This is a genomic window from Mycobacterium farcinogenes, assembly GCF_019739075.1.
GTDB classification, from domain to species: domain Bacteria; phylum Actinomycetota; class Actinomycetes; order Mycobacteriales; family Mycobacteriaceae; genus Mycobacterium; species Mycobacterium senegalense.
On the sequence record NZ_CP081673.1, the window covers coordinates 3,966,758 to 3,984,356 of the forward strand.

The window sequence follows — 17,599 nt, forward strand, 5'->3', positions numbered from 1 at the left end:
GCGCTCATCACGAGCCCACCGGTACCAGATCCGCCGTCGGCACCGCGTTGTTACGGTCGGCGATCCACTTCACGATGGCCTCCACGGCCTCATCGACCGGCACGCCGTTGATCTGGGTGCGGTCGCCGAAGCGGAAGGAGATCGCTCCCGCTTCTATGTCCTTGTCCCCCGCCAGCAACATGAACGGCACCTTCTGATTGGTGTGGTTGACGATCTTCTTCGCCATCCGGTCGTCGCTGCCGTCCACCTCGACCCGCACCCCCCGCGACTTCAGCTGCGCCGCAACGTCGTACAGGTAGTCCAGGTGCGCGTCGGCCACCGGGATCCCGACCACCTGCACCGGCGCCAGCCAGGCCGGGAACGCGCCGGCGTAATGCTCGGTGAGCACCCCGAAGAACCGTTCGATCGAGCCGAACAGGGCCCGGTGGATCAGCACCGGACGCTGCCGGCTTCCGTCGGCGGCGGTGTACTCCAGCTCGAAGCGATCCGGCATGTTGAAGTCCAGCTGGATCGTCGACATCTGCCAGTTGCGGCCCAGCGCGTCCTTGACCTGAACGGAAATCTTGGGGCCGTAGAACGCCGCTCCACCCGGATCCGGTACCAGGTCCAGACCGGAGGCCTCGGCGACCGATCGCAGAGTTTCGGTGGCCTCGTCCCACATCTCGTCGGAGCCCACGTACTTGTCGGGATCCTTGGTGGACAGTTCCAGGTAGTAGTCGTCCAGGCCGTAATCCGAGAGCAGATCGAGCACGAACTGCAGCAGCGAGGTCAGCTCGTCGCGCATCTGCTCACGCGTGGTGTAGATGTGCGCGTCGTCCTGGGTCATGCCGCGCACGCGGGTCAACCCGTGCACCACGCCGGACTTCTCGTAGCGGTACACCGAGCCGAACTCGAACAGCCGCAACGGAAGTTCGCGGTAGGAGCGGCCCCGCGCCCGGTAGATGAGGTGGTGCATGGGGCAGTTCATCGGCTTGAGGTAGTAGTCCTGCCCGGGCTTGCGCACGGTGCCGTCGTCGTTGTACTCGGCGTCGATGTGCATCGGCGGGTACATGCCGTCGGCGTACCACTCCAGGTGACCGGACGTGATGTAGAGGTGTTCCTTGGTGATGTGCGGGGTGTTGACGAACTCGTAGCCGGCCTCGGAGTGCTTGCGCCGCGAGTAGTCCTCCAGCTCCTTGCGGATCACCCCGCCCTTGGGATGGAACACCGGCAGGCCCGAGCCGAGCTCGTCAGGGAAGCTGAACAGGTCCAGCTCGACGCCGAGCTTGCGGTGGTCGCGGCGCTGCGCTTCCTCGATCAATTCGAGGTGGCGGTCGAGGGCCTCCTGCGACTCCCATGCGGTGCCGTAGACCCGCTGCAGGCTGGCGTTGTTCTGGTCACCCCGCCAATACGCGGCGCTGCTACGGGTCAGCTTGAACGCCGGGATGTACTTGGTGGTCGGGATGTGCGGGCCGCGGCACAGATCCCCCCAGACCCGCTCCTTGGTGCGGGCGTTGAGGTTGTCGTAGGCGGTCAGTTCGTCGCCGCCGACTTCCATCACCTCGGGGTCGTCGGCGCCGGACTTGTCGTCGACGAGCTCCAGCTTGTAGGGCTCGCCGGCCAGCTCCTCGCGCGCCTGGTCCTTGGATTCGTAGACTCGCCGGGAGAACAGCTGACCGTCCTTGACGATCTTGGCCATGCGCTTCTCGAGCTTGTCCAGATCCTCGGGCGTGAACGGCTCGGCCACGTCGAAGTCGTAGTAGAAGCCGTCGGTGATCGGCGGGCCGATGCCGAGTTTGGCCTGCGGAAACAGGTCCTGCACAGCCTGGGCGAGCACGTGAGCACAGGAGTGCCTGATCACGCTGCGGCCGTCCTCGGTGTTGGCGGCCACCGGAGTCACCTCGACGTCGGTGTCCGGGGTCCACGACAGGTCGCGCAGACGCCCCTCGCTGTCACGCACCACCACGATCGCGTCGGGGGTCCCGCGGCTGGGCAAGCCCGCCTCGCGCACCGCCGCACCGGCGGTCGTCCCGGCCGCGACCCGGATCGGTGCAGCGGGGGCTGGGCTGAGGGCGGCGCTCATCGGGGAGTCTCCTACCATGCGTGGGCTGATGCGAACGCTGTCATGCTATCGGTGTGGGCTATCGGTGTTGCTGATCAGGACCCCATCCCGAGAGGGCTTTTGAGCCACTCCTGCTCCAACCCGACCAGGCCCGCCGCGAAACCGACAACGCCGAACAGCCACAGCGTGCCGACCACAACCAGGCCGGTGAAAGCGGCACTGACACCTTTGACCGCGATGTGCTGGCGGTCGAACCAGGCCATCACGGAGTCGTAGCGGGCCCGGACATAGCGCAGCGCCCGCTTGGCGAAGTCGAACTCGCTGGCCAGGATCGCCAGTCCGAGGAACACGATGGCCCAGCCCGGGCCTGGATACGGGATCGCCACGATGCCGACCGCCAGCACCAGCGTGCCCACCACACCGACGACGATGCGGTAGGTGAACTCGACGGCCGGGCGCGCGCGCAGCCTTTCCCGCCAGCTGGTCCAGCGCCGCTTCACCTCGGCGAGGTTGGTCGCCAGGCTCATGGCTGCCCCGGCTTGAGCCGCACGAACAGCGCCTCGGCCTCGGTGAGGACGTCGTCGCCGTCGAGCAGACGTCCTTCGACGAAGATCTTGCGCCCCTCGATGCGGTTGATGCCGGCCTGCACCTGCAACTCTTTTTCGATCGGGGCGATCTTGCGGTAGTTGACGTGCAGGTATGCGGTGCGCTGATACATGCTGCCGGTCAGTTTGGCCGCGGTGTAGCCGAGCAGTGAGTCGAACAGCAGTGCCAGCGAGCCGCCGTGCACCGCACCGTTGCGGCCGAGGTGGAAACGCCGGAAGCGGGCGGTCCCGGCGATCCGGTCGTCGTCGGTCCGTTTCAGCTGCACCGGCACGTTGTTGACGTTGCCACGGTTGGGCAGGTCCATTCGCCGACCGGACGGTGAATTCCATTCGTCGGCTTCGTACGGGGCCAGCAACGCCGACACCTTCTCGATCAGGTCGGCGGCCTCGGTGATCACCTCGTCCGGGGCGTCGGCGCTGCGTGCGTGGTCCTGCAGTGTGCGCACCGCCTCGATGAAGCGCCCGTAATCGGGGCCGCCGCGATCGGTGGGCTCGGGCGGGTTGAACCCTCCGCCGGGGTGCGCTGTTGGTGTGGCCACGAAGCCACCGTATTAGTGCCATGGTGGTGACGTGAAACTGCACGACCTGGCACGGTTGTCGTTGAGCTATCCGGAGGTGGGTGCCACTGCCGGCGACCCGCCCGCCGGCTACCGCCATATCCAGGCCTCGGAGGTGATCGGCACCGGCCGGGCCCGCTTCGAACGGGCCGCCGATTCCGTCTTGCGCTGGGGTATGCAACGCGGCGCCGGCCTGCGGGTGCAGGCCGCCGCCGAAGCCGCCGCCGTGGGCACCGACCTGCTGGTCCGCCTCGGTCCGGTACCGGCGCCCTGCCGCGTGGTGTACGTGCTCGACGAACCCGATCGACGGGGTTTCGCCTACGGCACCCTGGTCGGGCATCCCGAGTCCGGAGAGGAGTTGTTCTCGGTCCGCTACGACCCGTCGACCGACGAGGTGCTCGCCGAAGTGGTCGCATTCTCCCGGCCGGCCACCTGGTGGAGCCGGTTGGGCGGACCGGTGACGCGGTTGCTGCAGCGGGTGGTGACGCGCCGCTATCTCACCGGCATCTAGCGTGCTCGCCTCGTAACCGGCCGCGATCGGCTTCAATTGCGGCCTATGACTTATCGGGTGATTCAGTGGGGAACCGGGGCGGTCGGGATCGAGACGCTGGGCGCGGCCCTCTACGACCGTCCGGACCTCGACGTGGTCGGGGTCCGGGTGTATTCAGATGACAAGGACGGCGTCGACGTCGGAGACCTGTTGGGCCGGGCGCCGATCGGCGTTCGCGCCACCACCGACGTGCGGGCCATCCTCGCCCTGGATGCCGACTGCGTCGTCTACACCCCGCGGACCACGGACCTGGACGACGTGTGCGCCTTGCTGGCCAGCGGCAAGAACGTGGTGACGACGGCGTTCCTTTTCCATCCGCAGCGGATGCCCGCGCCAGACCGGGACCGGCTGCTCGCGGCGTGTGAGACCGGTGGGACGACGGTCCACGGCAGCGGGCTCAACCCGGGAAACCTGTCCGGTGCCCTGCCGCTGGTGCTGTCCGGCATGAGCCGCCGGATCGACAAGATCACCCTGCAGGAGCGTGCCGACTGGTCGGAGTACGACAGCACCCACATCACTTTCGACAACATGTCGTTCGGCCGTCCGGTGGACGAGATCGGCGTGAACGCCACCGAATTCCTGGCCTTCAACAACGAATTGTTCACCGAGCAGGCGTGGCTTCTGGCCGATGCCCTCGGCGCCGACATCGACGAGGTCACCTCGTCGGTGGAGGCGGTTCCCGCCCGTCACGACCACCAGATCTTCGACCACCTGCTGGCGGCCGGAACAACTGCCGGGCAGCGGTGGAACTGGGTGGGGGTGCGAGACGGTGAGGCGCTCATCGAGATCGAGACGCTGTGGACGGTCGGCAACGAATATCCCGATCACTGGCCGCGGCCCAAACACGGCTGGACCCTGACCATCGAGGGCGACCCATCGATGCAGACGCACTTCTTCAGCCTGGCCAGCTTCACCCGCGAGGCCACGATGGCCGAGCATGTGCGGGCGGCCAACGTGGCCACCGCGATGCAGGTCCTCAACGCGGTACCCGAGGTGTGTGAGGCCGAGCCGGGGTTCGCCACCCTCGCGACGCTGCCACTGATCCGCAGCCACACCGGGTTTCGGCGCTGACTACCTGACGACGGCCGAGCTGGGTTCTCTCGGCGCGCCGAGCATGTCCCGGTGCGACGGGGGTACCCGACCGCCTTCATCGGTGATGCCGTAGCGGGCCGCGAGTTCGGCGCCGATCACGGTGCGCCCGGACAGCTGCGCCAGCTCCGGGTCGCGGTACAGCGCGTCGATCAGGTAGCCGGTGAACTCGGGGGTTTCGGCGTGCTCAGCGGTCTTGGCCAGGGCGTCGGGATGCCCGGCGAAGGCGGCCTTGAATTTCTCGGTGAGCAGGATGCCCATCCAGATCGACACCGTCGACACCCCGGTGTCGGCGAAGTCGACCGCCATGTCGGCGGCCAGCTTGTCCACCCCGGCCTTCTGGGCGCCGTAGGCGGGGCCATGCATGTAGCAGACCGATCCGGGCGACGAGGTGAACGCGATCAGTCCCCTGTCCGCGGCGACCAACAGCGGCGCAGCATGCCAGGACGCCACATAGGCCGAGCGCAACCCGACGTTCAGCACGTCGGCCAACTCGATCGGCTTCTCCCAGAACGGTTTCGGGTTCACCAGGTCGTCGTGGATCGCGGCGGCGTTGTTGACCAGTAGGTCCAGCCGGCCCTCCTGCTCGCCGATCCGCTCGAACAGCGCACCCACGGCCGCGTCATCGGCGTGGTCGAGTTGCACGGCGATGCCGCCCTCCCCCGGATCGGTCACCGTCCGTCCGGTGACATACACCCGCCAACCCGAGGCGAGCAGGGCCGCGGCGATTCCGCGGCCGGCGCCGCGACTCGCCCCCGTGACGACAGCGATCGGGTTATCCATGGGCATCAACGTACTTCTCTGCGCCCATCAAGCTGCTTGGCGGGTAAGACGTCACGGCGGTGCTCGGTCAACGTCGGCCACGGTGCGGCATGTCCTGAGCTTTGTCACGCTGGCGTGGCTGTCGAACCCGAGAGCCACGCCAGCGTGACAATGGCTCAGCGCGAAGGCAGGCCCAGGCGCTCCAGTTGTTCCCGCAACCGGTGTCGACCGGACAGCGAATGCGGACCGGCGAGCCGGCTCAGCACCCGCTCACTCCAGCTGCCCGACAACCCGTAGCGGTTGTTGTAGACCGCCAGCCGGTCGTCGTAGGCGGGCACATGCGCGTCTGCCGCCTGTACGTCGTAACGCTCGCGGTGCAGCACCGCATCCCGGGGCAGGCGCGGTTTGATGCCGGCGTTCTCCGTCGGATCCGGGCTGCCGACGGCCAGACCGAAGGTCGCCACGGCGTGCGGCGGCAGCCCCAATTCTGCCGCCACCTCTTCGGGGTGGTTGCGGATTGCGCCGACGAAAACCGTTCCCAGTCCGAATGATTCGGCGGCCATCACGGCGTTCTGGGCTGCCAGAGCCGTGTCGACGAATCCGATGATCGTGGTTTCCAGGTAGTCCGCACCGTCCAGTGCGGTCCCCGCCCGCTGCGCGAGTCGGCGGGCACGGCCCAGATCGGCCACCCAGACCAGAAACAACGGTGCCTCGTTGATGAACTGCTGGTTGTTGGCCAGGGTGGCCAAGCGCGCCTTGCGTTGCGGATCACGGACGGCGATCACGCTCCACGGTTGCAGGTTCGAGCTGGTCGCCGCCGACTGCGCGGCGGCCACCAGCGCCGAAAGTTGCTCATCAGTCACCGGTTCCGCGGTGAACTTGCGCACGGACCGGTGTGCGAGTTGCAGCGCCAGTGTCTCGTTGTGCACGGCCAGCACCGCATCGATATCGCCGTAGCGGGCGATGACGGTCATGCCGCGGCCGCCACTGCCAGCCGGCGACGTTCGATCCGCGGTGATGCATCTGTCATGGTTGGCTGCTCCCTGTGACGTAGTGGTGATCAGGATCCGTAGAACGGTTCGCCGGACACCGATTCGGATGTCCGTCCGTCGACACCCACGGGAACGTCTCCTTCGAGGGTGACGCGGTAGAGCACGCGGTCATAGTCGAGGTGGCCGGCGTCGGCGATGGCCAGATGCGCGGTGGCCCGGTTGTCCCAGAACGCGATACTGCCCGGAGCCCAGCGGAACCGGACCGTGTACTCGGTGCGCGTCGCCTCGTCCCACAGCAGCTTGAGGATCGCCTCGCTCTGGGTCGGCGTGTAACCGCGGATCTCGCGGGCACCACGGGTGAAGCCGGGACTCACGAACAGCGCGCGCTCCCCCGTCACCGGATGCACCCGGACGGCGGGGTGATAGGTCACCAGGTTCGCCTCCCGTACCTTGCGGTCCCGCTGGCTGCCGGCCACCGCCCGGGCGTTGAACTGGTGCTTGATGTCGAGTTTGTCGGCGAACTCACGCAACTCCTTGGGCAGGTTCTCATACGCCGCAACGAGATTGGTCCACGCGGTGTCACCTCCGTACGGCGGCAGAATGTGCGCGCGCAGGATCGAGGCGGCGGGCGGGTTGATCAGCGCGGTGACATCGGTGTGCCAGCTGTTGTCGTAGGAGGTGCGCTTGCGACCCAACTGGCGTTCGTAGCGGCGGCTGTCGATCGGCAGGATCTCGGGAAATCCCTGCGGCGGTTCCTCCTCGTGCGGATGGGCCGGGGTCACCTTTCCGAAGTTCCGGGCGAACGCGATCTGCTCGGCGTGCCCGATCTGCTGATCGCGGAAGAAGATCACCTTGTAGGTGTGCAGGGCGTTACGGATCTCGTCGACGACGCCGGCTTCCAGTTCTTCGCGGAGGTCGACGCCGCGGATTTCGGCGCCGATGTAGCCCGCTTGTGGGACGACATCGAGGCCGGTGTCGGTGAGCGTATTGCGTTCGGTGAGATCGGTCATCTGCGGACTCCTCGTATTGGCTCGGCGATGGGCTGGCGAGGCAGCCGAGCTGACTCGCTGTGGTCAGCGTCGACGCGACGACGGCCGTGAACAACAGTCTTTGGCTACCGGAACCTTTCAGCGCGCCTTAACATCTCAGCCACCACCTTGACGACGCGAGAATTACAACCGGCGTGATTCCTGCCCACCGGGACCGCTCAAAGCCCTGCTCAGGGCCACAGCGGCAAATGCCCGGAGGCGCATACCGCAGCCTTGCCCACCGTTGGTTCTGCGATCATCACCTCGCAGGAGGTGGGAGATGCTGGACTTGCGTCGGATGATGCTGTTGGTCGACCTGGCCGACCTGGGCTCGGTCACCGCCGTGGCCGAGCATCGCAACATCACGAGTTCTGCGGTGTCCCAACAACTCCGCGTCCTCGAAGACGAGGCAGGTGCGGTGCTGTTCCGCCGAGACGGACGCACCCTCGGGCTGACCCGCAGCGGCCAGGTGCTCGCCGAGCATGTCCGCCGCGTCCTGGTCGCCGTCGACGAGGCCATGAGTGCAGTCGCAGAGACCCGCGACCGGGTGTCCGGGCAGGTCGCGATCGCCACCTTCAACATGGGCATTCCGATCCTGGCCGTTCCCCTCATGCAACACCTCAGCAACAAGGAGCCGAATCTGCGAGTGCAGGTTCAACAGGAGACAAGCGCGGCGGCCGTTCGCCTACTGCGCCAAGGCGACGTCGATATCGCGATCACCTGCCACTACGACTTCCTCGGTCCGGACCTGAGCGGCGGGCTGACCACCGTGGGGTTGCTGGTCGAACCACTGGTGTTGTTGGCACCGACCCATTCGCATCGGAGAATCCGCAAGCAAGGCCTGTCCGCCCTGGCCGACGGATCCTGGGTGACCGGGCCGCAGGCTTCCGGGCTCGAAATCGCCGCCGTGCATGCTTGTGAGGGCGCCGGCTTCACGCCGCAGATCAAGCATCGGCTGATCGGGGCGCAGAACATCTGCGAGTTGGCCGCCACCGAGGTAGCGTCGGCCATCGTGCCCCGTTTGTCCGTCCCCGCAAACCTCGAAGGCCTGATCGTCGGAGGCCTCCAACTCGGCGGGCGCGCCATCAGTGCCGTCGTGCGCGCCGGCCGGCAACGTGACCCCAACATCGCGCTGATCCTGGATGCGTTGCGCACGATCGCCGAGCGGGCTCTGCCTCCGCACTCCGCCGAACCGCTCGGTGTCGCATCGTGACGGCGATCCTGACCCGACCGCTCGTGGTCTACGGGGTGGGAGCGATCGGCGGCGTGATCGCCGCCCGATTGCGGCTGGCCGGCTTCGACGTGACGGCCGTCGCCCGCGGTGCGCACCTCACCGCGATCCGCACCCACGGTCTCACCCTGGTGACGCAGGCCGGCAGCGACACCGTGAGCCTTCCGGCCGCCGCGGGCGCCGCAGAGGTCGACTGGTCCGCCAGGCCGGTCGTCATCCTCGCAGTCAAGAGCCACCAAACCTTCTCCGCCCTGGACGATCTCAGTGCTCACGCGCCGGTCGAGACACCGGTGTTCATCGCCCAGAACGGCGTGGCCAACGAGGCCGCCGCCCTGCGGAGATTCGCCGATGTGTACGGCGTCACCGTGATGCTCCCGGCAGCGCACCTCGACCCCGGCGTGGTCATCCAACAAAGCGGTCCGGTAGCGGGCATCCTGGACCTCGGCCGCTACCCCACCGGCCACGACGCGCTGACCGAACACGTCGCCGCCACGCTGCGCGCCGCCGGGTTCCAGTCGCAGGTCCGCGATGACGTCATGGCATGGAAGCACCGCAAACTGATCGCCAATCTCGGGAACGGTGTGATCGCGGCGTACCGCCCCGGGCCCGACGCCGACGAGCTGATCGCCCGGGCCCGCACCGAGGCCGAACACGTGCTCACCGTCGCCGGGATTCCCTTTGTGACTGCCGAGCAGGACGCACAGCGTCGCGGCGATCTGTTGCAAGGCCGGGTGCACGACGACTACTTCAGTTCCACCTGGCAGAGCGTGGCCCGCGGGCACACCCAGGTCGAAACCGACTGGTTCAACGGCGAAATCGTGTTACAGGCCCGCAGCCACGGTCTGCACGCACCCGTCAACGAGCTGATCCAGCGGGTGACCGCCGACCATGCCCGGGTGGGTCGCCCGGTGCGGTCCCTCGACGCGGCCGCCGCGCTCAAGAAACTCGGACCCGCCACCAGCCCACCGGGTCTTCACGACGTGCCGGTGGCATCCCCCTAGACAGCCGTGGAGTTAGCGGCGTTCGCAAGCGCTCCGCCAGGCGTCAGCGATCTCGTCACTGGTCGTCAGCCACGCGTCCGGCTGCGCGGACAGATACTCCAGAACCTGGTCGAAGTACTTGTGTCGGAAGGGCTGCCCGATCACGAACGGGTGCAATGCCAGAGCCATAACCCGGCCGCCTACGGACGAATCTGCCCGCAGCTGCTCGTACTGGTCGATCACTATCTGCACGAATTCGCTTCCGGTGAAACCTTTCGCGAAGATGAGCAGGTCGTTGAGTTCCACCGAGTACGGCACGCTGAGCATGCCCGGGACGGTCAGCGGATATGGCTGGTCATCGTTGGTCCAATCGAGGACATAGTGAAAACCGAGTTCGGCCAACAGTTCCGGGGTGTGAGCGGTTTCGGTGAGACCCGGCCCCATCCAGCCGCGCGGACGCCGGCCGGTCGCCTCGGCGATATCATCGGCGATCTCGGCGAGAAACCGCCGTTCCTCGTCGACAGTGAACCCGGTGTGCAGGATCGAGTTGGTCCGTCCGTGCGCCAACCAGGTCCAGTCGCGTTCCACGCCGGCGGCCACGATCTGCGGATGGTGCTCGATGACGGCCGAATTCAGCAGGACGCTGGGACGGATGCCGTGCCGGTCGAGGGCCTCGATCGTGCGCCAGATCCCCACTCGGGCACCGTAATCCCGCCATCCGTAGTTGAGCGCGTCGGGAACCAGGTCCGCGGTACCCGGCCAGATGTTCGTGGCGGGCCGGTCGATCAGGAAATGTTCGACGTTGAGCCCGAGGTACACCGCGACTCGCGCTCCCCCAGGCCAATGGATCGGTACGCGTTCGGTGATGGGGGTGTAGGCGAAAGGTGGCTGCGACATGGTCATGCCGAACGGTAAGAGCTCACACCGATGTGAGGGTCAAGTCGTCGGTATAACTGGCATATGCGTATAGGCGAACTCGCACGCCGCACCGGGGTCAGTCAGCGGTCGCTGCGCTACTACGAAGAACAGGGTCTGCTCACCTCCGAGCGCACGCCCGGCGGCCAACGCGAGTATCCCGAGCAGGCCGTCGACCGGGTGATCCGCATCCAGGAGCTCTATGCCGCCGGCCTGCGCAGCCGCACCATCTCGTCGCTGCTGCCGTGCATGCGCGATGCCGACGGCGGCCCGGCCCCGCAGGCCACGCCCCGACTGCTCATCGAGCTCTCGGCTGAACGCGACCGGATCGAGCAAGCGATCCGGGAGTTGGCGACCTCGCGCGAGATTCTCGACGGGGTGATCGACGCGGCGTCGAGGTGAGCTTCGGTACGGAACAATCGTGGGCGCGATGACTGACGACGACGATCCGCCTGCCCCCACCAACCGGCGACCGCACATCCTGCGACTGGTCGCCTTCGCGGTGTTCCTGCTGGTGCTGTTCTATCTGGTCGCGGTCGCCCGGGTCATCGATGTCGGCGGCATCCGGGCCCTGGTCGATTCCACCGGCCCGGCCGCACCCCTGGCGTACGTGGTGGTGTCGGCCTGCCTCGGCGCCCTGTTCGTGCCCGGTCCGATCCTGGCCGCGGGCAGCGGAGTGTTGTTCGGTCCGGTGTTGGGCACCTTCGTGACCTTGGGCGCCACGGTGGGCACCGCGGTGGTGGCCAGCCTGATCGGCCGGCGTGCGGGCCGCGACAGCGCCCGGGCCCTGCTCGGGGCGCAACGCGCCGACCGGCTGGACCACCAGATCGAGCGGGGCGGCTTGTGGGCGGTGGTCGGGCAGCGATTCGTTCCCGGGCTCTCCGATGCGCTCGCCTCCTACGCCTTCGGCGCGTTCGGCGTGCCGTGGTGGCAGATGGCGGCGGGCGCGTTCATCGGTTCGGTGCCACGCGCGTTCGTCTACACCGCACTCGGCGCGTCGATCGGCGACCTGTCGGCACCGTTGGCCTACACCGCGATCGGGGTGTGGTGCGTCACGGCGGTCATCGGGGCGTTCGCCGCCCACCGCGGCTACCGGTCCTGGCGCCGTCACCACTCCGGGGCCGATCAGGCCCCGGAGCAGACCTCGTAGCCGTTACTTGCCGAAGCCGGCGTTGCGCAACGCCTCAGCCATCGACCCCATCGGCTGATTCGACTCGCGCTGACCGGAGTTGTTGCCGCGGTTCTGGTTTCGCCCGCCACGTCCTTGATTGCCGCCGTCTCGACGGTTCTGGCCACCCTGACCGCCTCCACCGGGCCGCTTGCCCTGCTCGCGCTGTGGAGTGTCGTTGAGCCGCAGGCTCAGTCCGATCCGCTGCCGTTCCACATCGACATCGACGACCTTGACCTTCACCACCTGACCCGACTTCACCACCTCGTGCGGGTCGGAGATGAACCGGTCTGCCATGGCCGAGACGTGAACCAGGCCGTCCTGGTGCACGCCGACGTCGACGAAGGCACCGAACGCCGCGACGTTGGTCACCACGCCCTCGAGCACCATGCCGGGCTTGAGGTCGGCGACCTTCTCGACCCCGGCGGCGAAGGTGGCGGTGGAGAACGCCGGCCGCGGGTCACGTCCGGGTTTTTCGAGCTCAGCCAGGATGTCGGTCACCGTCGGCACACCGAACCGCTCGTCGGCGAACTCGGCGGGCTTGAGCTTCCGCAGCGTACGTTCGTCACCGATCAACTCGGCCAGCGTCACCCCGGAGCGGTCCAGGATGCGCCGCACCACCGGGTAGGCCTCGGGGTGCACGCCGGATGCGTCCAGCGGGTCCTCCCCGTCGCGGATGCGCAGGAACCCTGCGCACTGTTCGAATGCCTTGGGCCCCAGCCGCGGAACGTCCAGCAGGGCCTTTCGGCTGCGGAACGCGCCCGTGCTCTCGCGATAGGCCACGATGGCCTCGGCCAGAGATTCGGTCACGCCCGACACCCGGGCCAGCAGCGGCACCGAGGCGGTGTTGAGGTCCACGCCGACGGCGTTCACGGCGTCTTCGACCACCGCGTCGAGGCTGCGTGCCAACGAGCCGGGCGTCACGTCGTGCTGGTACTGCCCCACGCCGATCGACTTGGGGTCGATCTTCACCAGCTCGGCCAGCGGATCCTGCAGGCGACGGGCGATCGAGACCGCACCGCGCAACGTCACGTCGAGGTTCGGCATCTCCCGGGCCGCGTACTCGGAAGCCGAGTACACCGAGGCGCCGGCCTCGCTGACCATGGCCTTGGCCGGTGCCTTGGCGCCGGCGGCGCGGATGTCGGCGATCAGCTCAGCGGCCAACGCGTCGGTTTCACGCGAGGCGGTGCCGTTGCCGACGGCGATCAACTCGACGTTGTGCCGGGCGATCAGGGCCGCCAGCGTGGCCTTGGCCTGGTCCCACTGCTTCTGCGGCTGGTGCGGGAAGATCGCGCACGTGTCGACGACCTTGCCGGTGGCGTCGACGACGGCGACCTTCACACCGGTGCGGAACCCCGGGTCCAGGCCCAGGGTGGCGCGGGTGCCGGCCGGTGCGGCCAGCAGCAGGTCTTTGAGGTTGCGGGCGAACACCGCGACGGCTTCCTCCTCGGCGCGCTGACGCAGCCGGACGCGCGCATCGACGGCAGCAGAGATCATCAGCTTGGCCCGCCACGCCAGCCGCACGGTGGTGGCCAACCACGGGGTGGCGGGCGCCTTGGCGGTCATGTCGATGCCGAGAGACCGGGCGATCATGGCCTGGTACTGCTCGTCCTCACCACCGTCGAAGTTCAGGGACAGCGCCTGCTCCTTCTCGCCGCGGAGCACGGCCAGCACGCGGTGCGACGGCATGTTCTCCAACGGTTCGGAGAACTCGAAGTAATCCCGGAATTTCTGGGCGGCAGGGCTTTTGGCGGCCTCTTCCGACCATGGGCCGGTGCGCAGCGAGCCGTCGGCCCAGAACTTCTCGCGGGTGGCGCCGACCAGCTCGGCGTCCTCGGAAGCCCGCTCGATGATGATGTGGCGGGCACCTTCCAGCGCCGCGGACGCGTCGGCGACGTCGTCGTTCAGGAACTCACCGGCCACCTCGTCGGGTACCAGCGTCGGGTCTGCCAGCAGGCGGTCCGCGAGCGGTTCCAGCCCGGCTTCCTTGGCGATCTGCGCCTTGGTGCGCCGCTTGGGCTTGTACGGCAGGTAGATGTCCTCGACCCGGGCCTTGGTCTCGGCGGCCATCAGCGCGGCCCGCAACTCATCGGTGAGCTTGCCCTGTTCCTCGATCGAGGCCAGCACCGCCTCACGGCGCTGGTCGAGCTCACGCAGGTAGCCGAGGCGCTCTTCGAGCGTGCGCAGCTGCCCGTCGTCGAGGCCGCCGGTGACCTCCTTGCGGTACCGGGCGATGAACGGGACCGTCGCACCCTCGTCCAGCAGTGCCACCGTGGCGGCGACCTGCCCCTCGCCTACGGCGAGTTCCTCGGCCAGACGGGCGGTTACGGATTTGACGGTTCCGACGGTCACGCTCTGAGTCACGTCGGAGGACCCTACCGAATCGCGGCGACAACCCCCGGCGGGGACGCGGCGTGTGTCCGGCACTCGGGCGTGGACAACATCACAGCCGGCGCGTCACTCGAAATCGAAGATCGAGTGCGAATCGTAGAAGTGCAGGACATAACGGCAGCGCGTACAGACCATCAGTGTGATCAGGTGCGAGGTGAAGGCTTTCAAGGCCTGAGTCTTGGAACGACTCGAAATGCCGAATGGCGCCGATTTGGCGCCTGGGCGACGAATTTGTGGTGGTCCCGGCTGGGTTCGAACCAGCGACCTTCCGCGTGTGAGGCGGACGCTCTCCCACTGAGCTACGAGACCGTGGGAACGACGTCGAACACTAGCACGCGTACCGCGCCAGACCCGAATCGGTATCCGCCGGATGGACTTGTCCGATTTGCCAAATATGCACGCCGATGCGGGCGTATGGTCACCCGTCATGGTTCACCTGCGGGTCCGCTGGCCGGCCGTCGGCGGCGCAGTTTTTGCTGCTAGCGCCCTATTTTCGGGCTGCCACAGCGCCCCGGCCCCCATGACAGATGGGGCAGCGCCTGTAACGTCGAATTTTCACAGCGTCGCCGAGGTGGTGAACCGGCAGGTCAAGGAGCCGACGGCGTTCACCTCGCCGTCGGGCAATGTGGGGTGCCACCTCGACGCCTCGGTGGCGCGCTGCGATATCCGCGAACGTAGCTGGGCGCCGCCACTGCGCCCCGCGAGTTGCGAGTTCGCCTATGGGCAGGGCATGACACTGCGCCCGGGACGGCCGGCGGAGTTCGTCTGCTCGGGCGACAGCGCGTTGGGCGTGGGCGCCGAACTGGGATACGGAGATTCGATCACGGCCGGGACCCTGCGATGCGAGAGCGCCGACACCGGCATCACTTGTCGCGACACGAAGACGCGCCACGGATTCACCCTCTCCCGGCAGGCTTACCACCTGTTCTGAAACACCGTTTTTGGCCACGCTTTGCCCTCCCGTAATGGGGATTTGTGTCTGCGCACGTCGGTGGACTAATGTTCTGCATCGCGACGGGCGACGATCTCGCTCGTGGCGCGCGGATGTAGCGCAGTTGGTAGCGCATCACCTTGCCAAGGTGAGGGTCGCGGGTTCGAATCCCGTCATCCGCTCGAAGGTGCGATTTGTGGCATCAACCCCAGTGGTGGAGTGGCCGAGTGGTGAGGCAACGGCCTGCAAAGCCGTGCACACGGGTTCGATTCCCGTCTCCACCTCCAAGAAAGAATTTCGACCCGCGCGATTAGCTCAGCGGGAGAGCGCTTCCCTGACACGGAAGAGGTCACTGGTTCAATCCCAGTATCGCGCACCACTATAGCCCCTGTTCAGGGGCTATTTTTTTGCCCGCCGAACGTTGGCTTGTGTGCGATGATCCGCTGATTTTTCGCACACAAGCCGACGTTCGCAGTACCTAGGCCGGCGGGAGCGGCCCCGCCGGAGCCGGCGGCATTGGAGCGGGTGGCAGCGGCGGCGCAGGAACCGGCGGGCCGGGTGGCAGCGGCGGGGGCACCTGCGGAGCCGGTGGCAGCGGGTCGGCGACCGCGATCGGGTCGACGATCGGGCTGCCCGGTGGAACCTCCTCGAGCCGAGTGGCATATACGGGCACGGTGATCACCGCACCCTGCAGTCCACACTCGTTGGATTGGATCGTGGTGGTTTGCGCGCCGGCCAGCCCGCCGTCCGGCTGCGGGGTCAACGCCAACGCCGTTTCCATCGCCTGGGCTTGTCCGAGATTCGGCGCGTCACACGGCAGCGAGCCTTTCCCGGAATCCCCTTGCCACGCATTGTTGACGAACCGGAACACCGCTGTCATGCCGCCGGCCTCGGTGTAGGCCACGGCGTGATTGGTGCCGTCCATGCGCGTCGACGTCGCAACGCAACCCGTTGGCTTGCAGGCCGACCGGAATGCCCACCAATAGCTTGCGATCTGGTTTCCCGCCGCCGGCCACGGGTTGGCGTTGAGAGTGGCGTGCGGGTTGTCGTAGTCGAGGCGGTAGAGGCCGTCGAAGACCGGCTCGGCAGGCGGCGGGGCGACCGCGGCGTTGGTGGCGCTGGCAATGGCGGGGCTCGGCGATGGGCTCGGCGGCTCACCGGCGGCGGCCCCGGAGGACGGCCACAGCTGCCACGCACCGAGGCCGACGACGACACCGACAGCGGCGATCGCCGCCACCGGTGCCCAGACGGGCAGCTCCGGCACCCGGTAGCCGGCCACGTTTTGGCCAGGCGCCGGTGCTGCCGGTGGCGATGCCAAACTCACTGTGGGCACCGGTGTTTCATCGGCGAGGGCGTGGGCGAAGGCACCGCAGCTGGCGAAACGATCAGCCGGGTTCTTGGCGAGGGCTTTGGCAAACACCGGATCGAGATCGGCCAACTCGGCCCGGGTGTCAGCCAGCGCCGGCGGCTTCGAGTTGACGTGGCGGCTGACCACGACAGCGGGATTGGCGTGCTCGAACAGTTGCGTTCCGGTCAACAGGTGATACGCGGTACACGCCAAGGCGTACTGATCGGCGCGTCCGTCGACGTGCTCCCCCACCAGTTGTTCCGGTGCGGCGTAGCCGGGACTCTCGGCAACGTCGACGTTGCGTGCGACGCCGAGGCGGACCAGAACGGCACGCGGCTGAGCATCGTCGCCGTCGGTGAGGATGATGTCGGCCGGGCTGATGTCGCGATGCAGCAAACCGTGCTTGTGGGCGTAGTCGAGCGCCCCGGCGACTGCGAGGATGATGCGGTAAACCTGTTCGCGCGGCATGCCGTTGGGATATCGCTGTTCGAGGACGGCGGCGAGATCGCGACCGTCGACGAAGTCGGTCGAGACCCAGAGCTGACCGTTGTGTTCCCCGCGGCCGCGAACCTTGGCGATGCTGGGATGCCACAACGTGGCGGCGACATCGGCCTCGCGGTGAAACCGCTCCCGGTAGTCGGCATCTTCGGCCCACTCGACCGGTAGTACGGTCAGCGCCTCACGGTCAGGCCGCCTGGGGTGCTGCGCGAGGTAGACCTGCACCGCTGCGTCCGACCCCAGCAGTCGAACGATGCGGAACACGGAGAACGTCTCGTCGACGCTGAGCGGCATCCACGAATCCTACGAACTGCCCGGTGCACTGTTTACGTTGCCCCACAATGCAAGTCAGAGGCGGGATTTGTGTCTGCCCGCGCCGGTGGGTTAATGTTCCGCATCGCGACGGGCGACGATCTCGCTCGTGGCGCGCGGATGTAGCGCAGTTGGTAGCGCATCACCTTGCCAAGGTGAGGGTCGCGGGTTCGAATCCCGTCATCCGCTCGACGGCCCTAC

Annotated in this window: 16 protein-coding genes and 5 tRNA genes; 11 read left to right on the forward strand and 10 right to left on the reverse strand. The window is 67.4% G+C overall.

The window, feature by feature from the left end; genetic code table 11:
• Nucleotides 1-7: 7 nt before the first annotated feature.
• From thrS to K6L26_RS18825, 3 genes are all read right to left on the reverse strand, one after another.
• Nucleotides 8-2,062, reverse strand: coding sequence for a threonine--tRNA ligase (gene thrS, locus K6L26_RS18815; RefSeq protein ID WP_221851149.1), 2,055 nt, complete (start codon nt 2,060-2,062; stop codon nt 8-10).
• Nucleotides 2,063-2,136: 74 nt separating this feature from the next.
• The gene (locus tag K6L26_RS18820; protein WP_019344679.1) at nt 2,137-2,568 is read right to left on the reverse strand and encodes a TIGR02611 family protein; all 432 of its coding nucleotides are present in this window, start codon (nt 2,566-2,568) and stop codon (nt 2,137-2,139) included.
• Entirely contained in the window at nt 2,565-3,185 is a 621-nt protein-coding gene (locus K6L26_RS18825) for a PaaI family thioesterase (RefSeq protein WP_221851150.1), read from the reverse strand. Before K6L26_RS18825 ends, K6L26_RS18820 begins: the two co-directional genes overlap by 4 nt.
• A 31-nt stretch (nt 3,186-3,216) precedes the next feature.
• Between K6L26_RS18825 and K6L26_RS18830 the strand changes: the two genes are divergently transcribed.
• A complete protein-coding gene (locus K6L26_RS18830; protein ID WP_085141302.1) occupies nt 3,217-3,714 on the forward strand; it encodes a DUF1990 domain-containing protein in 498 nt (165 codons plus the stop codon).
• A gap of 45 nt (nt 3,715-3,759) precedes the next feature.
• Entirely contained in the window at nt 3,760-4,824 is a 1,065-nt protein-coding gene (locus tag K6L26_RS18835; protein WP_221851152.1) for an NAD(P)H-dependent amine dehydrogenase family protein, read from the forward strand.
• Here K6L26_RS18835 and K6L26_RS18840 read toward each other — a convergent pair whose 3' ends face one another.
• The 3 genes from K6L26_RS18840 to K6L26_RS18850 all read right to left on the reverse strand — a co-directional run bounded on the left by K6L26_RS18840 (nt 4,825) and on the right by K6L26_RS18850 (nt 7,606).
• On the reverse strand, nt 4,825-5,625 hold the full coding sequence (locus tag K6L26_RS18840) for an SDR family NAD(P)-dependent oxidoreductase (RefSeq protein WP_435405342.1): 801 nt from the start codon (nt 5,623-5,625) through the stop codon (nt 4,825-4,827). It lies immediately after the preceding gene.
• Nucleotides 5,626-5,780: 155 nt separating this feature from the next.
• On the reverse strand, nt 5,781-6,578 hold the full coding sequence (locus K6L26_RS18845) for an NADPH-dependent oxidoreductase (RefSeq protein WP_221851156.1): 798 nt from the start codon (nt 6,576-6,578) through the stop codon (nt 5,781-5,783).
• Between the two features lie 86 nt (nt 6,579-6,664).
• Nucleotides 6,665-7,606 carry a TauD/TfdA dioxygenase family protein gene (locus K6L26_RS18850; protein ID WP_221851157.1) on the reverse strand — a complete coding sequence of 314 codons (942 nt, stop codon included), beginning with the start codon at nt 7,604-7,606 and terminating at the stop codon, nt 6,665-6,667.
• A gap of 298 nt (nt 7,607-7,904) precedes the next feature.
• Here K6L26_RS18850 and K6L26_RS18855 point away from each other — a divergent pair, with 298 nt between their 5' ends.
• Together K6L26_RS18855 and K6L26_RS18860 are read left to right on the forward strand one after the other, a co-directional pair.
• Nucleotides 7,905-8,837 carry a LysR family transcriptional regulator gene (locus K6L26_RS18855; protein WP_221851159.1) on the forward strand — a complete coding sequence of 311 codons (933 nt, stop codon included), beginning with the start codon at nt 7,905-7,907 and terminating at the stop codon, nt 8,835-8,837.
• Nucleotides 8,834-9,856 (forward strand): ketopantoate reductase family protein, encoded by a 1,023-nt coding sequence (locus K6L26_RS18860; protein WP_245008613.1) that lies wholly within the window; start codon nt 8,834-8,836, stop codon nt 9,854-9,856. Before K6L26_RS18855 ends, K6L26_RS18860 begins: the two co-directional genes overlap by 4 nt.
• A gap of 12 nt (nt 9,857-9,868) precedes the next feature.
• Here K6L26_RS18860 and K6L26_RS18865 read toward each other — a convergent pair whose 3' ends face one another.
• The gene (locus K6L26_RS18865; RefSeq protein WP_221851161.1) at nt 9,869-10,738 is read right to left on the reverse strand and encodes a polysaccharide deacetylase family protein; all 870 of its coding nucleotides are present in this window, start codon (nt 10,736-10,738) and stop codon (nt 9,869-9,871) included.
• A gap of 57 nt (nt 10,739-10,795) precedes the next feature.
• On the opposite strand from K6L26_RS18865, the gene K6L26_RS18870 reads away from it, so the two are divergent.
• Both K6L26_RS18870 and K6L26_RS18875 read left to right on the forward strand, forming a co-directional pair.
• A complete protein-coding gene (locus tag K6L26_RS18870) occupies nt 10,796-11,152 on the forward strand; it encodes a MerR family transcriptional regulator (RefSeq protein ID WP_221851163.1) in 357 nt (118 codons plus the stop codon).
• A gap of 28 nt (nt 11,153-11,180) precedes the next feature.
• A complete protein-coding gene (locus tag K6L26_RS18875; RefSeq protein ID WP_221851165.1) occupies nt 11,181-11,900 on the forward strand; it encodes a TVP38/TMEM64 family protein in 720 nt (239 codons plus the stop codon).
• Between the two features lie 3 nt (nt 11,901-11,903).
• Here the strand turns inward: K6L26_RS18875 and K6L26_RS18880 are convergent, their stop codons facing one another.
• Together K6L26_RS18880 and K6L26_RS18885 are read right to left on the reverse strand one after the other, a co-directional pair.
• A complete protein-coding gene (locus K6L26_RS18880; protein WP_221851167.1) occupies nt 11,904-14,282 on the reverse strand; it encodes a Tex family protein in 2,379 nt (792 codons plus the stop codon).
• 261 nt (nt 14,283-14,543) lie between these two features.
• Nucleotides 14,544-14,618, reverse strand: a tRNA-Val gene (locus tag K6L26_RS18885).
• Nucleotides 14,619-14,880: 262 nt separating this feature from the next.
• Between K6L26_RS18885 and K6L26_RS18890 the strand changes: the two genes are divergently transcribed.
• The 4 genes from K6L26_RS18890 (at nt 14,881) to K6L26_RS18905 (ending at nt 15,619) form a co-directional block, all read left to right on the forward strand.
• The gene (locus tag K6L26_RS18890) at nt 14,881-15,240 is read left to right on the forward strand and encodes a DUF6636 domain-containing protein (RefSeq protein ID WP_019346620.1); all 360 of its coding nucleotides are present in this window, start codon (nt 14,881-14,883) and stop codon (nt 15,238-15,240) included.
• A 109-nt stretch (nt 15,241-15,349) separates the two neighbouring features.
• Nucleotides 15,350-15,422, forward strand: a tRNA-Gly gene (locus K6L26_RS18895).
• 31 nt (nt 15,423-15,453) lie between these two features.
• Nucleotides 15,454-15,527, forward strand: a tRNA-Cys gene (locus tag K6L26_RS18900).
• Nucleotides 15,528-15,544: 17 nt separating this feature from the next.
• Nucleotides 15,545-15,619, forward strand: a tRNA-Val gene (locus K6L26_RS18905).
• A 99-nt stretch (nt 15,620-15,718) separates the two neighbouring features.
• On the opposite strand, the gene K6L26_RS31895 is transcribed toward K6L26_RS18905, so the two are convergent.
• Nucleotides 15,719-17,380 (reverse strand): serine/threonine-protein kinase, encoded by a 1,662-nt coding sequence (locus tag K6L26_RS31895; RefSeq protein ID WP_221851169.1) that lies wholly within the window; start codon nt 17,378-17,380, stop codon nt 15,719-15,721.
• Between the two features lie 134 nt (nt 17,381-17,514).
• Here K6L26_RS31895 and K6L26_RS18915 point away from each other — a divergent pair.
• Nucleotides 17,515-17,587, forward strand: a tRNA-Gly gene (locus K6L26_RS18915).
• Nucleotides 17,588-17,599: the final 12 nt, after the last annotated feature.

Coding starts and splice junctions, on each gene's coding strand:
- thrS (WP_221851149.1), bottom strand. CDS start 2,062: ATGAGCGCCGCCCTCAGCCCAGCCCCCGCTGCACCGATCCGGGTCGCG.
- K6L26_RS18820 (WP_019344679.1), bottom strand. CDS start 2,568: ATGAGCCTGGCGACCAACCTCGCCGAGGTGAAGCGGCGCTGGACCAGC.
- K6L26_RS18835 (WP_221851152.1), top strand. CDS start 3,760: ATGACTTATCGGGTGATTCAGTGGGGAACCGGGGCGGTCGGGATCGAG.
- K6L26_RS18840 (WP_435405342.1), bottom strand. CDS start 5,625: ATGGATAACCCGATCGCTGTCGTCACGGGGGCGAGTCGCGGCGCCGGC.
- K6L26_RS18845 (WP_221851156.1), bottom strand. CDS start 6,578: ATGACCGTCATCGCCCGCTACGGCGATATCGATGCGGTGCTGGCCGTG.
- K6L26_RS18850 (WP_221851157.1), bottom strand. CDS start 7,606: ATGACCGATCTCACCGAACGCAATACGCTCACCGACACCGGCCTCGAT.
- K6L26_RS18855 (WP_221851159.1), top strand. CDS start 7,905: ATGCTGGACTTGCGTCGGATGATGCTGTTGGTCGACCTGGCCGACCTG.
- K6L26_RS18865 (WP_221851161.1), bottom strand. CDS start 10,738: ATGACCATGTCGCAGCCACCTTTCGCCTACACCCCCATCACCGAACGC.
- K6L26_RS18870 (WP_221851163.1), top strand. CDS start 10,796: ATGCGTATAGGCGAACTCGCACGCCGCACCGGGGTCAGTCAGCGGTCG.
- K6L26_RS18875 (WP_221851165.1), top strand. CDS start 11,181: ATGACTGACGACGACGATCCGCCTGCCCCCACCAACCGGCGACCGCAC.
- K6L26_RS31895 (WP_221851169.1), bottom strand. CDS start 17,380: ATGCCGCTCAGCGTCGACGAGACGTTCTCCGTGTTCCGCATCGTTCGA.